This is a genomic window from Mucilaginibacter sp. McL0603 (genome assembly GCF_049992945.1).
Lineage (GTDB): Bacteria > Bacteroidota > Bacteroidia > Sphingobacteriales > Sphingobacteriaceae > Mucilaginibacter.
Window position 1 is genome coordinate 165,023 of record NZ_CP188251.1, and the last position, 16,906, is coordinate 181,928.

Sequence of the window (16,906 nt, forward strand, 5' to 3'; positions counted from 1 at the left end):
TGATCAGGTAAATAATTAGCGTATTCAAATGTAACAATTTCATTACACGTGCCATAAGTAATTTAATATCAATTGTATTATTGACAATATTTAAATATCATTTTTCATATAATATATAAGTGGTTGTGGCCGGAATAGTCGTTTCAACTGCACTTACCAGCTTTATTCCATTTTCGTTAATTGTATTTCCATCTGCCGCCAATGTCCAGTTTCCCGGGGGTATGCTGATCTTCTTATCTGAGGTATTCCCATTAAAAACAACCAGGATATTTTTCCAGCTATCGCCGTTAGCGTTGCCGCTTATCTGGTAAGCAATTATATTCGGGTCTTTTATATCTAAAAAGTTCAAATGAGATTGAATCATTTGGGTCGATGGCATCCTGAACGCGGGATGGTTTTTTCTTAATTCGATGAATCCTTTATAATAATCAACTACCGCTTTATATTTTGTTTTCCGGCTCCAGTCGATCTGGTTAATAGAATCAGGACTGCTATATGAATTAGCAACGCCTTGCTTAGTGCGGAGCATTTCGGCTCCTGCATGTAAAAAAGGCACGCCCTGCGAAGTAAGCACTATCGCATTACTCAGCTTATCCATTTTTATCAGGTCGGCCTCAGAAGCATCCGGATTAGATATCTTAAGCCTGTCGAACAATGTATTATCATCATGACACGACACATAATTAATGGTTTGATAAGGTTCTGCCGCCCATGGCGCTTTGGAGTAGTTTACTTTGGTATAGTCGATCTGCGCATGCTGTGTAGATCCTACAATACCAAATTTTACACTTTCAGCATTCCCTACAGCCCCGCTCACAAAGCCTTTTGACTTTACATCGCTCCATCCGCCTTTTATACCATCACGCATATCATCATTAAACACAGCTATTTTATCCAGTTTACTGGCATTCTTTTTCACTGCACGCATATCTTCGGCAAAAGGGCTATTTCCTGCTGCCCATCCTTCGCCATAAATAAAAATAGTGGGATCTATTTTATGCAAAGCCGCACTGATATCGTTCATGGTTTCTATATCATGCACTCCCATCAGATCAAATCTAAAACCATCCAGGTGGTATTCTTTGGCCCAGTAAACCACCGATTCGATCATGTATTTCCGCATCATGGCACTTTCAGACGCGGTTTCATTACCACAACCGGTTGCATTTGAATAGGCTCCTTTTGCCGTATGCCTGTAAAAATAGCCCGGCGCAAACTGGTTAAAGTTCGATGAGGTATCGCTGGTATGATTATACACCACATCCAGTATCACACGTAAACCATTCGCATGCAGGGCCTGTACCATTTGCTTAAACTCATGTATGCGCACATTACCATTGTATGGATCAGTGGCATAATTGCCTTCCGGAACATTGTAGTTTAAAGGATCATAACCCCAGTTATATTTTTCGCTTGGCTTAGTCTCATCGATCGAGTTAAAATCAAACGAAGGCAGCAAGTGAACATGTGTTACCCCAAGCGATTTAATATGATCCAGCCCGGTTGATTCGCCATCCGGGCTTTTTGTGCCAGTTTCTGTCAACCCTAAAAATTGACCCTTATGCTGTACACCAGAGTTTGGACTGATGGATAGATCACGGATATGCAATTCATAAATGAGGATATCCGTGAAATTTTTTAAAGCGGGCTTTTTATCATTATTCCAATTTTTTGGATTGGTTGATGGTAAATCCACCACCATCCCACGCTTGCCGTTTACACCAACTGCTCTGGCATAAATATCCGGCCGCTCCTGCAACCACCGGCCATTAATATTAGCCTGTAAAGTGTAATATTGATTTTTGAGATCTTGCTTAAGCGTTAGTTCCCAAACAGCCTGATCGCCCTTATTTAGTTGAATGGTTTGGGTAGGAACACCACCCTCTCCAGCTGCGTATAGTCTCAGTTTTACCGCACTGGCTGTGGGCGCCCAAATTTTAAATAGTGTTTTTGATGGTGAGTATGTAACCCCCAGATCATTCCCGTTATAAACCGGGTAATCATCAAATGAATAGGTTGTTTTGATAGATTTAAATGAAAGTAGTACGATAGATAAAATAGTTAACGCTAAAATAGTTTTTAGATATTTCATTTTAATAAATCCTTTGTGTGTAATGTTTTTCAGTTTGAAACAATTTTATGGTTTTTTTTCTTAAGCTACATACCTAATACAATTAATTCAGTGAAGAAACTCCTAACTAATAAATTCTTACCCATCTTATTCATTTTATTTGTTTTGAGTCCATCGTCAACAAAAGCCTATTCTGTTTTTGCGCACCTTGCTGTTGTTGACGCCTGCTGGCAAAAATCTATACTGCCACTACTTAAACAAAAATATCCCTTAGCTGCCGATTCAGATATTCGGGTAGCGCGCTCCTACGCTTATGGAGGATCTCTGATTGCCGATATGGGTTATTTTCCTTTTGGTAATCCGTATTTTACAAATTTACTGCATTATGTACGTAGCGGTGATTTTGTTGAAAATCTGATTAACCAGTCTCAGAATTTAAATGAATACGCTTTTTCATTGGGTGCGCTTTCACATTATGTAACTGATCAATATGGCCATTCATTAGGAACGAATGTAGCAGTGCCTGTTATTTATCCCGAAATCAGGAAAAAATTTGGGAACGTCGTAACTTATGACGAGGATAATACTTCACATAAACGGATGGAGTTTGCTTTTGACGTTTTGCAAACAGCAAGGGGCAATTATTTACCACAATCCTATCATGATTTTATTGGTTTTAATGTTGCCCGACCAGTGCTGGAAAGAGCATTTTTGAAAACTTACGGGGAGGATATTAATGAGGTATTTGGTGATTTATCGTTAACTATATCCACTTTCAGGTGGTCAATTAAAAGTTTATTGCCAGGGCTTACACGTACTGCATGGGCAATAAAAAAGAACGATATTCTTAAAACCAATCCAACACTTACCAGTAAAAAGTTTCATTACAGGATCAATAGAAAAGAATACTATAAAGAATTTGGTAAGGAGCGTGAAAAACCGAAATTTAAAGAAAGAGTATTTGCGTTCATAATAGAAATTCTGCCAAAGGTCGGTCCTTTAAAGTCGTTAAAATTCAAAGACCCTGGACCCGAAGGAGAAAAGTTGTTTATTAAAAGTTTTGATACAACCACATTTCACTACACTATTGCATTAAATACACTCCAGCAAACAGATCATATAGAATTAACTAATATTGATTTCGACACTGGTAAAATAACCGCACCGGGCGAATACGGCCTGGTTGATCAGACTTACAGTTTACTGGTTATTAAACTGCAGGACGAAAAATTTAAAACACTGACACTTCCGTTGAAAGACAATATACTCAATTTTTACAGCAAGGCTGACACAACTACAAAATCTAACGCACATAAAAAGGATAAAATAGATTGGCAAAAAACCTATATCGCATTACAACAAATGCGAGTTACCAACCCTATTTCTGTAGATAGTTTAAAATATACAATGGATAGCCTCACAAATATTCATGCAAATCAAATACCTAAACACAAGTCCTGATATTATATACTGGCATTACTCTTGATATAAAACTGTCTGTATGCTTTTACGCGGAATAAATTATGATATCGGCACACCTTTTAGAAAAGATGAATTAAGCAGGCCTGATTTTGATGAATTTATCATTAGAAAAGAAATAGAAATAATTAATAATGAGCTGAAGTGTAATGCCGTCAGGATTTCAGGATATGATATACAACGCCTGTCAAAAGCTTCGGAATTTGCGTTAGAGCAAGGTATGCAAGTTTGGTTTTCACCGGCTTATCCGGATGCGACCAAACAGGAAGCTATTGACTATCTAATTGATTGTGCTATTGCTGCTGAGAGGCTCAGGGAAAAATACGATGACATAATTTTTATAGTGGGCTGCGAGTATTCGCTTTTTTTGAAAGGGTTTGTTAAGGGCGAGACGATATATGACAGGTTCGAAAAGATGTTCAGTCCGTTAGCGATCATTTTAAATATGATCGGGCTAAAAAATAATATGCACAAAAAGCTGAAGCAGTTTTTAAAAGATGCTACAGAAAAAATTAAAGCGCATTTTAAAGGTAAACTAACTTATGCCTCCGGTACGTGGGAAAAAGTAGACTGGAGTTTATTTGATATTGTGGGTATCGATCATTACCGTGCCTCCTATAATAAATCGTTTTATACTAAACAATTAGCAGGATATTATAAATTTAACAAACCGGTTGCCGTATTAGAGTTTGGCTGCTGTGCTTACAAAGGCGCCGAAGATAAAGGACCAACCGGATGGGCAATTACCACAGTAGTAAATGGCCTGCGTGTAATAAAAAGCCACTATCTGAGAGACGAAACCATACAAGCCAACTACATTACCGACTTGCTGGATATTTTAACACAGGAAAAAGTATATGCCGCTTTTGTATTTACTTTTATTAATCCCTTGTATAAATATAACAATGATCCTAAACTGGATTTAGATATGGCTAGCTATGGGATTGTAAAACCGGTTGATGAATCAGCTTATAAAGAATTACCCTGGATACCCAAAGAGGCATTTTATCGCTTAGCAGATTACTATGGAAGATTAAGTAAAAATTCCTCCCATTAAAACCCTGCTATTTCTATCTTTAAGCTTTTGATGATCTGACTATGAAACTACTTTTTCCCCGCCTTGTGCTAATAGTGTTATCGTTAACCGCCTATAAAGGCACTTATGCACAGGATGTAAGTGGTGCAGTTATCTTTCACATCCAATCATCACATACCTCCTTCCCGGATACCGGCCGGGTAAATGGCCATACTTATGATAAGGTTTTGTATACAGCTGCCGAACATTACCATGATAGTACAGTGCTCATTATTGCACCTAAAAATTTAGATGTAAAAGAAAAGGTCGACCTGATTTTCTGGTTTCACGGCTGGCACAACAGTGTGGATAATGCTGCCTCTTATTATGATCTTACCAAACAATTTATTGCTTCAAAACGAAATGCTGTATTGATTTTAGCAGAAACCGCAAAAGATTCGCCCGACAGTTATGGGGGTAAACTTGAAAATCCGGGTGTATTTAAGGCCCTGGTTGCCGATGTAATGACCGGGCTAAAAAGCCAGCATTTAATAACCGCAGATTGTGTGCCCGGACATATCATGCTCGCCGGCCACAGCGGCGCTTATCGGGTTATGGCACGCATTATCAAAAACGGACAAATGCCCATTGACGAAACAATATTGTTTGATGCGCTTTATGCCGAAACCGAAATATTTATGGATTGGATAAAGACTGATCAAAGTCACCGCTTCATTGATCTATATACCGATCACGGTGGCACGGATGGTGAAAGCCACACGATGCTTAAATTGTTAGCACAAGACCAAATTCCTTATCTTGAAACTGAAGAAGTAAATGTGACTCCACAATTGTTAAACAGTAACAGGCTGATCTATATCCACAGCGCGAGAGAGCATAATGATATCATTAACAAACCAGATAATTTCAGGTTGTTTCTGGAGAACAACCCCTTTTTGCGAAGTTTAAAGTAAGTTAAACTACCGCCTTTAATGGCCTGGAAAGATATTTTTTAATATTTGATAAAAGATGAAGGGGTTGGAATGGTTTGAGTATACAATCCACAAAACCACTTTCTATCAGATCTGACAGCATTTTTTGGTCAACCAGCGAGGCGGTAAAGGCAATCACCGGAATATCGGGATATAGTTTTTTAACTTCGAGAATTGCGGTATAACCATTCATCACCGGCATCTCCAGATCCATTAAAATTATATCGAAATTGGGGTTGGCTTCCAGCTTATCAAGTGCTTCTTTGCCATCATAGGCAGATGTAACCTCGGCTTTGAAGCCTGTCAGTACTTTTTTGGCCACCATCATATTGATCTGGTTGTCCTCAACTAATAATATCTTTATTCCTGACAGGTTATCATCCGTTAAAGCTTTAGCAGGTGTAGTAGCTGTTTGTTGCAAAACTACCGGGTAATCCATGTTAAGTTTGAAACTAAACTTACTTCCTTTACCTTTTTCACTTTCCAGTATAAGGCTACTGCCCATTAGTTTTAATAGGCGCACACAAATGGTAAGGCCCAGGCCGGTACCTACAAATTTTTTGGTATCCTCGTCATACACTTGCCAAAAACTCTCAAATATTTTCTTTTGATCATTTTCCGCTATCCCTATACCTGTGTCTTGAATACTAAAATCCACTTCTACAGAATTTTTATGTTTTTTCCGGCATGACACATCCAATTTCACATATCCCTCATCTGTAAATTTCAGGGCGTTTGACAGCAGGTTATTAAATATCTGTATCAACCGCACATCATCGGCCATTACCTGCATATCCAGTTTTGGGTCGATATTGATCCTCAGTTCCAATCCCTTCTCATCAAAAAGCGTAGTAAAGGGTTTACCTACATTCAGCAAAAATTGTTTTAAATCCAATGCAACGGGATGTATATCCAGTTTATCAGCTTCAATCTTATTAAAATCAAGGATATTATTTACCTGCTGCAGCATATGGTCTGAGCAATATTTCAATATCTGGAAATATTCTTCCTGTTGGGCATCACGGTTTTGTTCTTTCAATAAGTTAACCACACCAATGATCCCGTTTAAGGGTGTACGCAACTCGTGACCCATAGTAGCCAGGAACTTAGTTCGTGAGTCGATCACCTTTTTGCTTCTTTCCATCAACTCATTAATGTATTTTTTCTCAAAGAAAATATAGGCTACCGCAAATACTATGGTTGATGAAATAGCTATAACATTATTTACAAATGAGAGCCTTCCTATCTGGGTTGGCGTGAAATCTTCCAGAGGATGTACATTTCGGCCAATAATGATACTGGCAAGAAATGAAATAATGATCATCCCGATATAAATGAAAGATTCTTTATACTGTGTGTGTTTAAGATCGACAATGATCGGCACCGAGACCATTAGCGGAAAAAAATATAAATACTGGCTCGATCGTAATCCTTCTATCGCCGCTGTAGAGATGAGCATCGCACAAACAATGCCTACAATAAATATAGTAAGGTTCTCAATATCGCCATGATATTTTAAGAGTATCACCATTAATATAGCGAAGCAAAAACAAGCGCTTACAAAGGATGATACGTATAAGCCTATATAAGAGGTGTAAATGGAAAGACAGATGCCGGTAAACAACATAGCAAGCCCAAGCTGATAGGTTCTTTTTTGAACATCTTTTATATCAAAATGCGCATTAAGATACCAGTCGTCCTTTTGCTTTAGCCTGTGATATTTCTCTGTGATTTCCTTCATTATTGGTAATTGGGGCTAACTACCATTTTCACTTTACGTTAATATTATTGAAAGCATTCCTATTAAACGTAACTTAACAGATATTCGTTCAGTTTGTGAGATAAAAAATATAATATAATGCAATAATGTCCCAATACGGCAAATATACGCCTAAAATGCGATTTTCATATCCATAGGTAATTTGCATAAATAGAGCAGGGCGGCCAATATCTATTTTATACCTGAAGTTAAAAAAGCGGATAAATCAATCACAGGGTTCTTAGCGCCGGATTTTATTTCGATTTCCCGTTCAAATTTCATAGCAACCGGTTCGAATGCAGCCGGATTTTTGGCTGAAATTTCCCTGCCGAGCGGATGTTTACGAAATAACCCATCAGCTATATTTTTTGCCGATGGCGAGCCTGACTTCAAAACCACGTTATTTGTTTCGATGTTTTTAAACCCTGCACTTTTCATCCAATCCGTAAGCACTTTAGGTTGATGAAGGGAAAATGGCACAAAAAAGCGGGTGGTATCTTCATCTTCAAAATGAGGCACTACAAGATCATTTACCAATAGCCTAAATAAAGGCATACTCAGCGTATTGTCCCAGGTAAAGAACATAAATTTGCCACCAGGTGTTAATACTCTGTATATTTCCTCAAAGCCTTTCTTTTTATCCGGTAAAAACATCATCCCAAATTGGCAGATCACCAGGTCAAATGAATTATCAGGAAATGAAAGATTTTGAGCATCTTCAGTCTGAAAATCTATCTGTTTATTGTCCAGTTCGCGTTTGGCAACATTCAGCATATCATTGCTTATATCCGTTGCCGTAAACTTTATATCTGCAGGAAGAGTTTTGCGTATATGCCGTGTTACTCTACCAGTTCCGCAAGCTATCTCCAATACTGACTTTACATTGGCTGTATCAATTTTAGATGACAAATACCTGGCATAAGGTTCAAACAGAATAGGGCCAAGGTAAAAATCGTAGTTTTCAGCGTCTTCGCCGGTAAATTTGAAAGCTTCTTTCTTTTCCATAGGATAATTGCTGAGAATAAAATTAGCTGAATTTTATTTATTCTGAGCTGGTTGAAAAACAATATTTACTTAACTTGCAATATGAAAAAGCAGCCCTAAAGCAGGCTATTCATATTGTCTGTTATTAACTTTTGAATTAAAATTTTTCTTATTTCTCAAAAATACAAATTTTTCTCATCTTCGTATATCGTGATATATATACTATTGATTTAACTATGAATACCGCCCCGAGAAAATTTGTGATCGATTATGATGGCACCTCTTACCAGGTAGAGCGTTCCATGTCAGATGAAAATATTTATAAACTCAACAGTCCGCATGGAACCTACCTTATCTCCAGGGATTTTTATGGTTATTGGATAGAACTAACAAGAAGATCAGGATCTGCAGACCTTCCTATTACCCTCATTGGTGAGCAAATAGAAGATCATTGCAGCAAAGTTGATTCTATTTAAATACTAGTGTCAAGTCAATAGTCTTTAGTCGTAAGTCTCAAGTCAATTTTGTGCTTTTAACTCCAGACTTTCGACTCAGGGCTAAACGTCAATTCATAATTGACACGATGCTAATTAGATTTTACCCTAACGTATTTTTCGATATTAATACGGTTTACACCCAGGCTGTCAATTTTTTCGATGCCTTGTTGAGTCAGGGTGTCATTTTTTATGGTGATGGTAAAATCGAATTTATTGTTTTCCCATTGACGGTCATTACAGAACTCCAGGTACTCAGTGTACTTATCTCCTACCAAAGTATACTTGCCGCCACCTGAACTAAAATTCGGTTTTGCGCCTTTTCCTTTGGTCAAATCGTGTATCAAGAAACAAAAATGGTCGCCATTAATGATCTTTATCGCTTTTTGATCTTTTGTATAATCCGTTACCACAGTATTTTTCTTCTCGGTCAGCGTTCCCGAAATAAGTTGCCATGTTCCTTCGATCGGCGGTTTGTCTTCTTTTGTTTCTGTTTTGGTTGTTGCGTTGTTTCCACATGAGGTTAATAATGCAGCGGCTACAATAAATGGAGTTACAATTTTCATCAGGTTTGTGTGCAGGTTCATTTGATTTAGTGTATTGGTTCTCAAATATAATTGAATTCTTTTCTCTTTAAAACAAAATTAAACAGTGCACTATATCACGATCTACCTTATTATTGTTATCAATACATCACACATCGCTTTTATCTCTTCCTCTGTATTATAATAATGTATGGATGCCCTTACAACACTACTAAGATGATTTTTATTCATGTAGAAAAGCGTTGATATGGCCTTGCCAATAGATACATTAATTTGCTTTGCCGCTAACTCACTTTTTACTAATACACTATCTATCCCATTTATAGAAAAGGTTACAATACCACATTTCTGATCACCCTGATCATGAACAGTTACTCCGTCTATGTCTTTAAGTTGTTTACGCATGGTATCAGCTAAGTTTTGTATGCGTTGCCACATCCTGTCTACTCCGATATTTAGTGCGTATTCAATAGCTTTCCCTAAACCAAGCGTAAGCGCGCGGTTCTTTTCATAAACTTCAAATCGCCGCGCATCGTCCCTTATTTTGAAATCGTTTTCGCTAACCCACTCTGCTGTATGGCTATCCATTAATATCAATTTCAGTTTGTGCTGCACTTCTTTTCTTACATACAGAAAACCTGTCCCTCTTGGCGCACGCAGGTATTTTCGTCCGGTTACTGCCAGTATATCACAATCGATCTCCTTTACGTCTATCGGCACCTGACCCGCACTCTGGCAGGCATCCAACAGGTATAAGATACCGTGCTTACGTGCTATTTTTCCTATTTCAATAACGGGTATCATACTGCCGGAAGTCGAAGGAATATGTGTGATGGCGATCAATTTGGTTTGAGGCGAAATAGCGTTTTCCAATACAGATAATGAGAAGTTGCCTTGCTCATCATTCGGTATTACCTTAATTTCTATACCATAGGATTTTTTAGCATTCAGAAATCCCATTACGTTAGTTACATACTCCATTTCAGAAGTGATAATTACATCCCCTTTCTCAAAAGCAATTCCATTAAATGCCAGTCCCCAGGCAGTGCTTGCGTTTTCTACAATAGCTACCTCATCCTTATCCGCATTGATCAGTTTAGCAATGAGGGCATAGGTATTTTCCAATTCTTCCCTGTATTTATATTCAGTTTCATATCCGCCATAAACGGCTTCCTCCTTTAAATAATTAACAACCGTTTCAACCACCACATCCGGGGGCAACGCAGCACCGGCGTTATTAAAGTGCTTGACAATGGAAGTTCCTTTGGTTTCGTTTCGTATTTGTTGTATTTCTTGTTCGCTTAATGTGATTGTTTTCATTGTGGATCTACTTGATATTATCTATTACAAATTAAAAGCGTTTGCAAATAACAAAACAGATTCAGTTTTATTAATTTTGACCATAACAGATTCTCATGGAAAGACCTCAAACTGTTGATAATGATTTTCTTTACGCGCAGATTGCATCGCGCATTGAAGAACAGATCAAACAAAATCTATTAAGATCAGGTGATAAACTGCCTTCGGTAAGGGCGTTAAGCCAGGAACAAGGTATCAGCATAAACACAGCCTACAAAGCTTATGTGGAACTGGAAAATATGGGGCTGATTGAGGCAAGGCCGAAATCGGGTTATTACGTAAAGTTTTCGTCAGCCCGGTTTGCCAAAGCACCGGAAACTAAGCCTCCGTTAAAAAATATTGAGCAAACCAGTGTTGGACAGATGATAGCTATGGTCTATCAAAATATGTCAGAAGATAGTGTGTTAAGTTTATCGCGCTCGGCCCCGCCATTAAGTTTGATACCGATGGCTAAGCTTAGTAAATCAATGGTGGCTGCGATGCGTAACAGCCCGTCGGCCAATGTTAATTATGAAAATCTGCAGGGTAACGTTTCCTTACGAAAGCAGATCGCTAAAAATGCTTTCAACTGGGGAGGCCGCATTACCGAAAACGATGTAGTAACCACCCAGGGTTGTATGGAAGCCCTGATATTTTGCTTGCGTGCCCTAACCAAACCCGGCGATACAGTTGCTATAGAAAGTCCAACCTATTTCGGGATATTTAATGTTATGCTGAGCCTCGACTTAAAGGTATTAGAAATCCCCGTTGACCCGGATACAGGAATTGATATTGACTACCTGGCACAGGCAATAGACAAAGTAGATATAAAAGCCTGTTTGTTTGTACCCAATTTTAGCAATCCAATTGGCTGCTGTATGCCAGATGAGCGAAAGCAGCAATTGGTTACTCTTTTAACCGATAAAAAGATCCCATTGATTGAGGATGATATTTATGGCGAAATCTATTTTGGTAAAAGCCGGCCACGCACCTGCAAAAGCTTTGATACGGAAGGCTGGGTAATGCTATGCTCATCGGTTTCAAAATCGCTAGCCCCGGGTTATCGCGTGGGTTGGTGTATACCAGGCAGATTCAAAGATCAGATCATTAATATCAAAATGATGCATACCATTAGTTCGGCCACTCCTACCCAGGCCGCCATTGCTCATTTTTTCGAAACCGGGCGTTATGATCTGCACATGCGAAATCTTCGCAGAACTTTATATACGCAATGTCTCAGGTATACCCAGGCTATAGCTACCCATTTTCCTGAGAATACCAAAATAAGCAGGCCACAGGGTGGTTATGCTTTATGGATCGAGCTGGATAAAAGCGTTAATGCTTTTGAGCTTTACCAAGCAGCAATGACACGCCATATCAGCATTGCACCAGGGCAAATTTTTAGTACGGATGCCCGGTTCACTAATTTTATACGCATTAGTTTTGGTATACCCTACGACAATATGGTAGAGCAAAGCTTTAAGATTTTGGGCGAATTGATCAAAACCCTGGATAACATCAAAGCCTAAAGCCTTATTCTTTTTTCTTGACGCCTCCCTTAGGGGCAATATCTCTGCCTAAATCCAATGTGAAAGAAGCTTCGGATGCATCTGATGCCTGTTGCAATAGATCAATCGGCGCAGAACTGTCCGGAGAATTCGGATCGAATTGTTCGTCCAAACCGTTTGAGTGGATATCCTGCTGGCTTACTTGATCTTCTGCTCCTGAATCGTCAGAATCATCAACTGGAATTTTATCCGGAGTAATCATGGTCTTATTATTTTAATGTATTATAAAATTACAACAGTTAAAGGAGTTTGTTTCCTTTTTTAGAAATTAATTAGAGCGGCATAATTCGCTTTACCAGCTTCGGACAAATAAAAAAAATAGTTTTACTAACAACAAATATTAAAAATGATAAGCCTCAATAATTCTTTTTATTTTTCAGTAGACCGGTATACATGGGCCACTGCCCCACCTTTAAATGCCACTGTATCTATCAATTGAAGATAAAGTGGTTTTTCCAATGCGGAAAACAAAGGTAAACCGGTACCCAAAGCTACAGGGTGAACCAAAAGCCTGTATTCATCAATAAGGCCTGTTTTGACAAGGCTTTGAGCGAAACTTGCCCCGCCATGCGCTATAATATCCTTACCCGGCTGTTGTTTAAGGCGGATGATCTCATCTCTCAGATCACCAGTTAAAATTGGGGTTTTTGCCCATTCTGCTAAAACAGCGTCTGCTGCCGGCGCTTGTTTATTGCCTTGCAAAAGTTTGGCATCTCTTAGTGCCATTGTGGTTAAAGCCTCGTCTCCGGGTTTGATCCCTTTTTTAGAAAAAGCAATTTTGGGGATCTCGTTCATCGGTGCCGCAAAGGGCTCAGTAGTATATGGCCAGTAAGCCATCATATCGTGGAATGTACGACTGCCCATAATGTGCACACCTGCTTGCCATATGGTATCCGAAGTCCACTTAGCACTTTCGTCGTCCATGCTTTTCAGCAGCCAGTCGATCTCTCCATTGGGACCACCTACAAATCCATCAACAGATACCGACATTTTCAATATCAGCTTTCTCATAACACTTATTTTATCACAAAGTTATATCCTGAAAATTTAACCAGGAAGATGCAAATGCGACAATAATGGCGGGAGTTTATGACGATATACTATTGTTTGATCAATTCCGCCGGTAAATGGTCGATCGGTTGTATTTTTATCTGTTTGTAAAAAACCTCAGCTCCCTCGGATTGTACCTGGATCTTTCCCTTGGTAAGAGGCAATTCCTTGCCGTTATCCAACTGTCTGTTGTGATACAGCACCATCATTACTTTGCCGTTCACCACGTGAATACTAGTATCGCCGTGGCAATACAGGTCTACTGTATTCCATTGGCCGGTTGGGTTTTCACCATCCCCCTGTTTAATGCAATGACGGCTTTGTGGACTATCCTGGCTAAATACCATCAGTGTTCCCTGCGGACTGTATATATATTCAGTCCCTGATTTTTTAATTGCCGGCATATCAGCAATTCCACCTGCTACTCCCCAGTAATCGCCGCAATTGCCTTCTTCTATCTGAAATTCCTGCGACCGCATCCAGGCGCCATAGTCTGCACCGTATTTACCAACGGAATGGTATAACAAACCGCTGTCTTTCTTTTTGCCCTTCTTTTGCCCCCATGAAAGTGCGCCCCATTTAAACTGTAATTGCAGGTGATAATTTTCGTATTCGGCTTTGGTAGATATAGCCCCCCAATTCTCGCCCGAAATACGGATGATGTTTTCACCATTATCCTTCACGATAGTAAAAACGTGGCGGGGATCATTATTCAAACCGATAGGTGTGCTGCTTATTGGTTTCCCGGTGTCATCCAGATCGGGGCCGATATAGGTATCCCAACCGGTGAGGTCTTTCCCGTTAAATAGTTGTTTCCAATGATCTTTTTTTAAGAAGGTTGTAAAGCCAAATAAAATGGCACAAAGGATCGGCAGTAATAATAGTTTGGCAGGCTTCATAATTGTAGAGGTTTAAACGAAGATAGGAATTAATCAGGTTGTTCAATTGCGATCAATAAATTATAAAACGCTTTATACAAACTTTTCAATACTAATAGATCCTCTACGTTTTCATCTACATAAAGTTCCAGAAAATGTTGTTGTGCGCCATCATCGTTGTGCGTATGTATTCCGCAGTGAAAACTATCCAATGCAATGAAAATGTTCCTCACAGTATCACTTGCAAATATTCTGCGAACCTTATTTTCATCATTGGTTTTGATGACGAGGTGCTTATCTAACTCCTCATAACCTGTTTCAACATCCTGCATACCAAAAAATTTGCCAACCTCATCAATAAAACCTTCATTGTGAATAGCAAATTTGAAATTACTATTCACCAATACAGGAGATCTCAGCATAGCGTATTGTGATCCGCCTTCAAACCCACCACCCAGGTCAATATCTACTATAAATTCGATGTCTTTATTCCCTTGTTTAATCAATACCTCGTAATGCTCGATCTCATCTATGTTCAGGTCCTGTTCGATCTGGCTCCATACGTCCTGTTCGGTATTGCCTTTGATGATTTTTGTCGTTTCCATATCAGATTGATTGTTAATGAATAACAAAGGAAACACATTTGAGTTTGCAAAGAGATTTTAAGCTTATTCTATATGAAATAGCTTTTTAAAGCCGGCTCCAGAAACAATTTCAGTAAATAGTTTACTCCTGAATTATAGAAACAAGAATGTGATAATGGATACTTTAGCCTATGCGACATTTGTGCCAGAACGTCTCAGTCTTATTTCATGAAGAATATTATTAAGCTTTTGGTGCATGGAAGTTATTTGAGCAAGTAGTGACAGTCTTGAGTCGAGCGGGTTATCAAGATTGTTGCTCTCCGATATCAAAATATTAATCTCTAATTTGATGTCGGTTGATTCCTTGTAAAGGTCTATTAGTGATTTCATAGCTTCATTACTTAAATCTATTGAAAAATATAAATATAAAGCAAGAAAGTTTACAGACAGATAGGATAAGGGGGTTACTATTTTGACTTAATTTTATTTAGCACTGAAAAGAAAAAAGAAATGCCGCCTGGTTAAGCGGCTTGTCTCTCTCTTAATTCACGCTGTAACATAGCTAATTCTTCACGTAAGTTTGTCACCTTGGATAATACGTTTAAGCGGGCATCTAAACTTTCGTCATAACGGTAATTGTCTAACAGCAGGGTCTTTATATCCTCCTGAATTTTTGTAGCTTTTTTCCTTAGCACTGATATCGATTTCATAATATGTAAATAAATTATATATCTGTTAAACGGCTGATAACAAAAAAAGGTTTATCTTATAACGTTAAATTATTGAAATAAATTTGTTACATTGGTTTATTTAGTGTAATGTATAAGTCATAATTTGTTGCGTTAGGAGAGTCTAAAGCAAACAAATCAAAAAAAGGCAGGCCGGATTCGTTTACCGAAAAACGCACTGAACTGCCTTAATTAATCCCTTTATACAGGGATTAAGATTTTATTTTCTAATGATTTAATAAGTAATTTATTTCGTTATTAGTTAATGATCGGTCATATACCCTTACCTCGTCAACAGATCCTTTTAAATAGTTTTGTGGGAAAGTAGCATCCTGGGCTCCGATATACATCTGGCCACCTATGAACCCATCTGAAAAAGTCGATGGTTGTGTTACGGCTAACCTTCCATTTACATATATGCTTAAGTTAGAATTGCTATAGTTCACTACAAGATCAGTCCATGAATTCGTGGGCGCACAAGTTGGTCCGGTGGTTGCAAAAACACTTTCTCCGGTAAGTGTACCTACTCCAGAGACATAAAATGACCAAATGGCCATGACCTTCTTTGCTGAATCAATTGTCAAAGCAATGGACGGTGAGCCGAGACCAAAATGACCGATTTGTAATAAAGTTGCGGGGGTATTTGTTTTGAACCTCATATAAATGCTGAATTTATTAATGTGTTCCTGTCCAGGCTGACTTGAGTCTATCGTTGTACCATAAGACATCGGATCATTAGGTACCTGGATGAAGTTTGATATACCGTTGAGTTTATAAGCAGAATTTGGGTGCCAGTATTTATCATAGGTTAAAGTTGGTAAGCCGATCAGATTGTTTCCGGCATCGGTAAAATCCCTCAAAATTCCATTATTATTATTACCACTTTCATCGTTTGCATTACCTAAAAAAGGGTAATAGCCTACAAGTCCATTTTTTATGGTCTTCACTGCATTGCCGGATCCAAAACAATTTGCATTTGCAGTAAAATTGAGGCTGTTTGTTTTAAGATCGGGACTGGTGCCTGATGTGGCTGCCGGGGCGGGACTGCTTTCTTTTTGACAAGAGTTTAGTAAAAGCGCAAACGCGATTGCACCAATAAGAAAAGTAAAATTTTTCATGGCTTTTGATTTTAGAGAAAAGGTTAAATTTTAAATAGATGAGCTATAAAAATATAAACTATAACAGCCTTTAAGCCACAGTGTTTTAACGGTATTTAACGGGGTGTTTTAACGGGTTTTGTAGGCGAGGGAATTGATTGAACTGTTCTTGAAGTCGCCTTCACAATATTAATATTATAGTGGAATTATAAATAAGAAAGCCGGAAATATTTCCTTGGCTTTCTTATTCAATGTCGGGATGACGGGACGATTATCCGGCTATTTAAATCTATAATTTTCAGTATGTTATATCGAAAATAAACA

17 protein-coding genes are annotated in these 16,906 nt (G+C 38.5%); 5 read left to right on the forward strand and 12 right to left on the reverse strand.

Annotation, left to right across the window (positions count from 1 at the left end; genetic code table 11):
* Positions 1 to 97: 97 nt before the first annotated feature.
* A complete protein-coding gene (gene pulA / locus ACPPVU_RS00810; RefSeq protein WP_426669786.1) occupies positions 98 to 2,092 on the reverse strand; it encodes a type I pullulanase in 1,995 nt (664 codons plus the stop codon).
* 90 nt (positions 2,093 to 2,182) lie between these two features.
* On the opposite strand from pulA, the gene ACPPVU_RS00815 reads away from it, so the two are divergent.
* From ACPPVU_RS00815 to ACPPVU_RS00825, 3 genes are read left to right on the forward strand one after another with little or no spacing between them, the layout of a single operon-like run.
* A complete protein-coding gene (locus ACPPVU_RS00815) occupies positions 2,183 to 3,532 on the forward strand; it encodes a zinc dependent phospholipase C family protein (protein WP_426669787.1) in 1,350 nt (449 codons plus the stop codon).
* Between the two features lie 40 nt (positions 3,533 to 3,572).
* Positions 3,573 to 4,607: a hypothetical protein gene (locus ACPPVU_RS00820; protein WP_426669788.1), complete on the forward strand. Its 1,035-nt coding sequence runs from the start codon at positions 3,573 to 3,575 to the stop codon at positions 4,605 to 4,607.
* Between the two features lie 41 nt (positions 4,608 to 4,648).
* Entirely contained in the window at positions 4,649 to 5,539 is an 891-nt protein-coding gene (locus ACPPVU_RS00825) for a hypothetical protein (RefSeq protein ID WP_426669789.1), read from the forward strand.
* Between the two features lies 1 nt (position 5,540).
* Here ACPPVU_RS00825 and ACPPVU_RS00830 read toward each other — a convergent pair whose 3' ends face one another.
* Both ACPPVU_RS00830 and ACPPVU_RS00835 read right to left on the reverse strand, forming a co-directional pair.
* On the reverse strand, positions 5,541 to 7,298 hold the full coding sequence (locus ACPPVU_RS00830) for an ATP-binding protein (RefSeq protein WP_426669790.1): 1,758 nt from the start codon (positions 7,296 to 7,298) through the stop codon (positions 5,541 to 5,543).
* A gap of 210 nt (positions 7,299 to 7,508) precedes the next feature.
* On the reverse strand, positions 7,509 to 8,321 hold the full coding sequence (locus ACPPVU_RS00835; protein ID WP_426669791.1) for a class I SAM-dependent methyltransferase: 813 nt from the start codon (positions 8,319 to 8,321) through the stop codon (positions 7,509 to 7,511).
* A gap of 215 nt (positions 8,322 to 8,536) precedes the next feature.
* On the opposite strand from ACPPVU_RS00835, the gene ACPPVU_RS00840 reads away from it, so the two are divergent.
* Positions 8,537 to 8,776, forward strand: coding sequence for a hypothetical protein (locus tag ACPPVU_RS00840; RefSeq protein WP_426669792.1), 240 nt, complete (start codon positions 8,537 to 8,539; stop codon positions 8,774 to 8,776).
* A 110-nt stretch (positions 8,777 to 8,886) separates the two neighbouring features.
* Here ACPPVU_RS00840 and ACPPVU_RS00845 read toward each other — a convergent pair whose 3' ends face one another.
* Both ACPPVU_RS00845 and ACPPVU_RS00850 read right to left on the reverse strand, forming a co-directional pair.
* Complete coding sequence (locus ACPPVU_RS00845) at positions 8,887 to 9,381, reverse strand: hypothetical protein (protein ID WP_426669793.1); 495 nt, start codon at positions 9,379 to 9,381, stop codon at positions 8,887 to 8,889.
* Between the two features lie 81 nt (positions 9,382 to 9,462).
* On the reverse strand, positions 9,463 to 10,659 hold the full coding sequence (locus ACPPVU_RS00850) for an aminotransferase class V-fold PLP-dependent enzyme (protein WP_426669794.1): 1,197 nt from the start codon (positions 10,657 to 10,659) through the stop codon (positions 9,463 to 9,465).
* Between the two features lie 95 nt (positions 10,660 to 10,754).
* On the opposite strand from ACPPVU_RS00850, the gene ACPPVU_RS00855 reads away from it, so the two are divergent.
* Positions 10,755 to 12,206 (forward strand): PLP-dependent aminotransferase family protein, encoded by a 1,452-nt coding sequence (locus ACPPVU_RS00855; protein WP_426669795.1) that lies wholly within the window; start codon positions 10,755 to 10,757, stop codon positions 12,204 to 12,206.
* A gap of 4 nt (positions 12,207 to 12,210) precedes the next feature.
* Here ACPPVU_RS00855 and ACPPVU_RS00860 read toward each other — a convergent pair whose 3' ends face one another.
* From ACPPVU_RS00860 to ACPPVU_RS00890, 7 genes are all read right to left on the reverse strand, one after another.
* Entirely contained in the window at positions 12,211 to 12,447 is a 237-nt protein-coding gene (locus ACPPVU_RS00860; RefSeq protein WP_426669796.1) for a hypothetical protein, read from the reverse strand.
* Positions 12,448 to 12,614: 167 nt separating this feature from the next.
* A complete protein-coding gene (locus ACPPVU_RS00865; protein WP_426669797.1) occupies positions 12,615 to 13,256 on the reverse strand; it encodes a dihydrofolate reductase family protein in 642 nt (213 codons plus the stop codon).
* Between the two features lie 89 nt (positions 13,257 to 13,345).
* On the reverse strand, positions 13,346 to 14,194 hold the full coding sequence (locus tag ACPPVU_RS00870) for a 3-keto-disaccharide hydrolase (RefSeq protein WP_426669798.1): 849 nt from the start codon (positions 14,192 to 14,194) through the stop codon (positions 13,346 to 13,348).
* Positions 14,195 to 14,223: 29 nt separating this feature from the next.
* Entirely contained in the window at positions 14,224 to 14,778 is a 555-nt protein-coding gene (locus tag ACPPVU_RS00875) for a hypothetical protein (RefSeq protein ID WP_426669799.1), read from the reverse strand.
* Positions 14,779 to 14,946: 168 nt separating this feature from the next.
* The gene (locus tag ACPPVU_RS00880; RefSeq protein ID WP_426669800.1) at positions 14,947 to 15,147 is read right to left on the reverse strand and encodes a hypothetical protein; all 201 of its coding nucleotides are present in this window, start codon (positions 15,145 to 15,147) and stop codon (positions 14,947 to 14,949) included.
* 131 nt (positions 15,148 to 15,278) lie between these two features.
* Complete coding sequence (locus ACPPVU_RS00885; RefSeq protein WP_426669801.1) at positions 15,279 to 15,467, reverse strand: hypothetical protein; 189 nt, start codon at positions 15,465 to 15,467, stop codon at positions 15,279 to 15,281.
* Between the two features lie 245 nt (positions 15,468 to 15,712).
* Positions 15,713 to 16,603 carry a LamG domain-containing protein gene (locus ACPPVU_RS00890; protein ID WP_426669802.1) on the reverse strand — a complete coding sequence of 297 codons (891 nt, stop codon included), beginning with the start codon at positions 16,601 to 16,603 and terminating at the stop codon, positions 15,713 to 15,715.
* Positions 16,604 to 16,906: the final 303 nt, after the last annotated feature.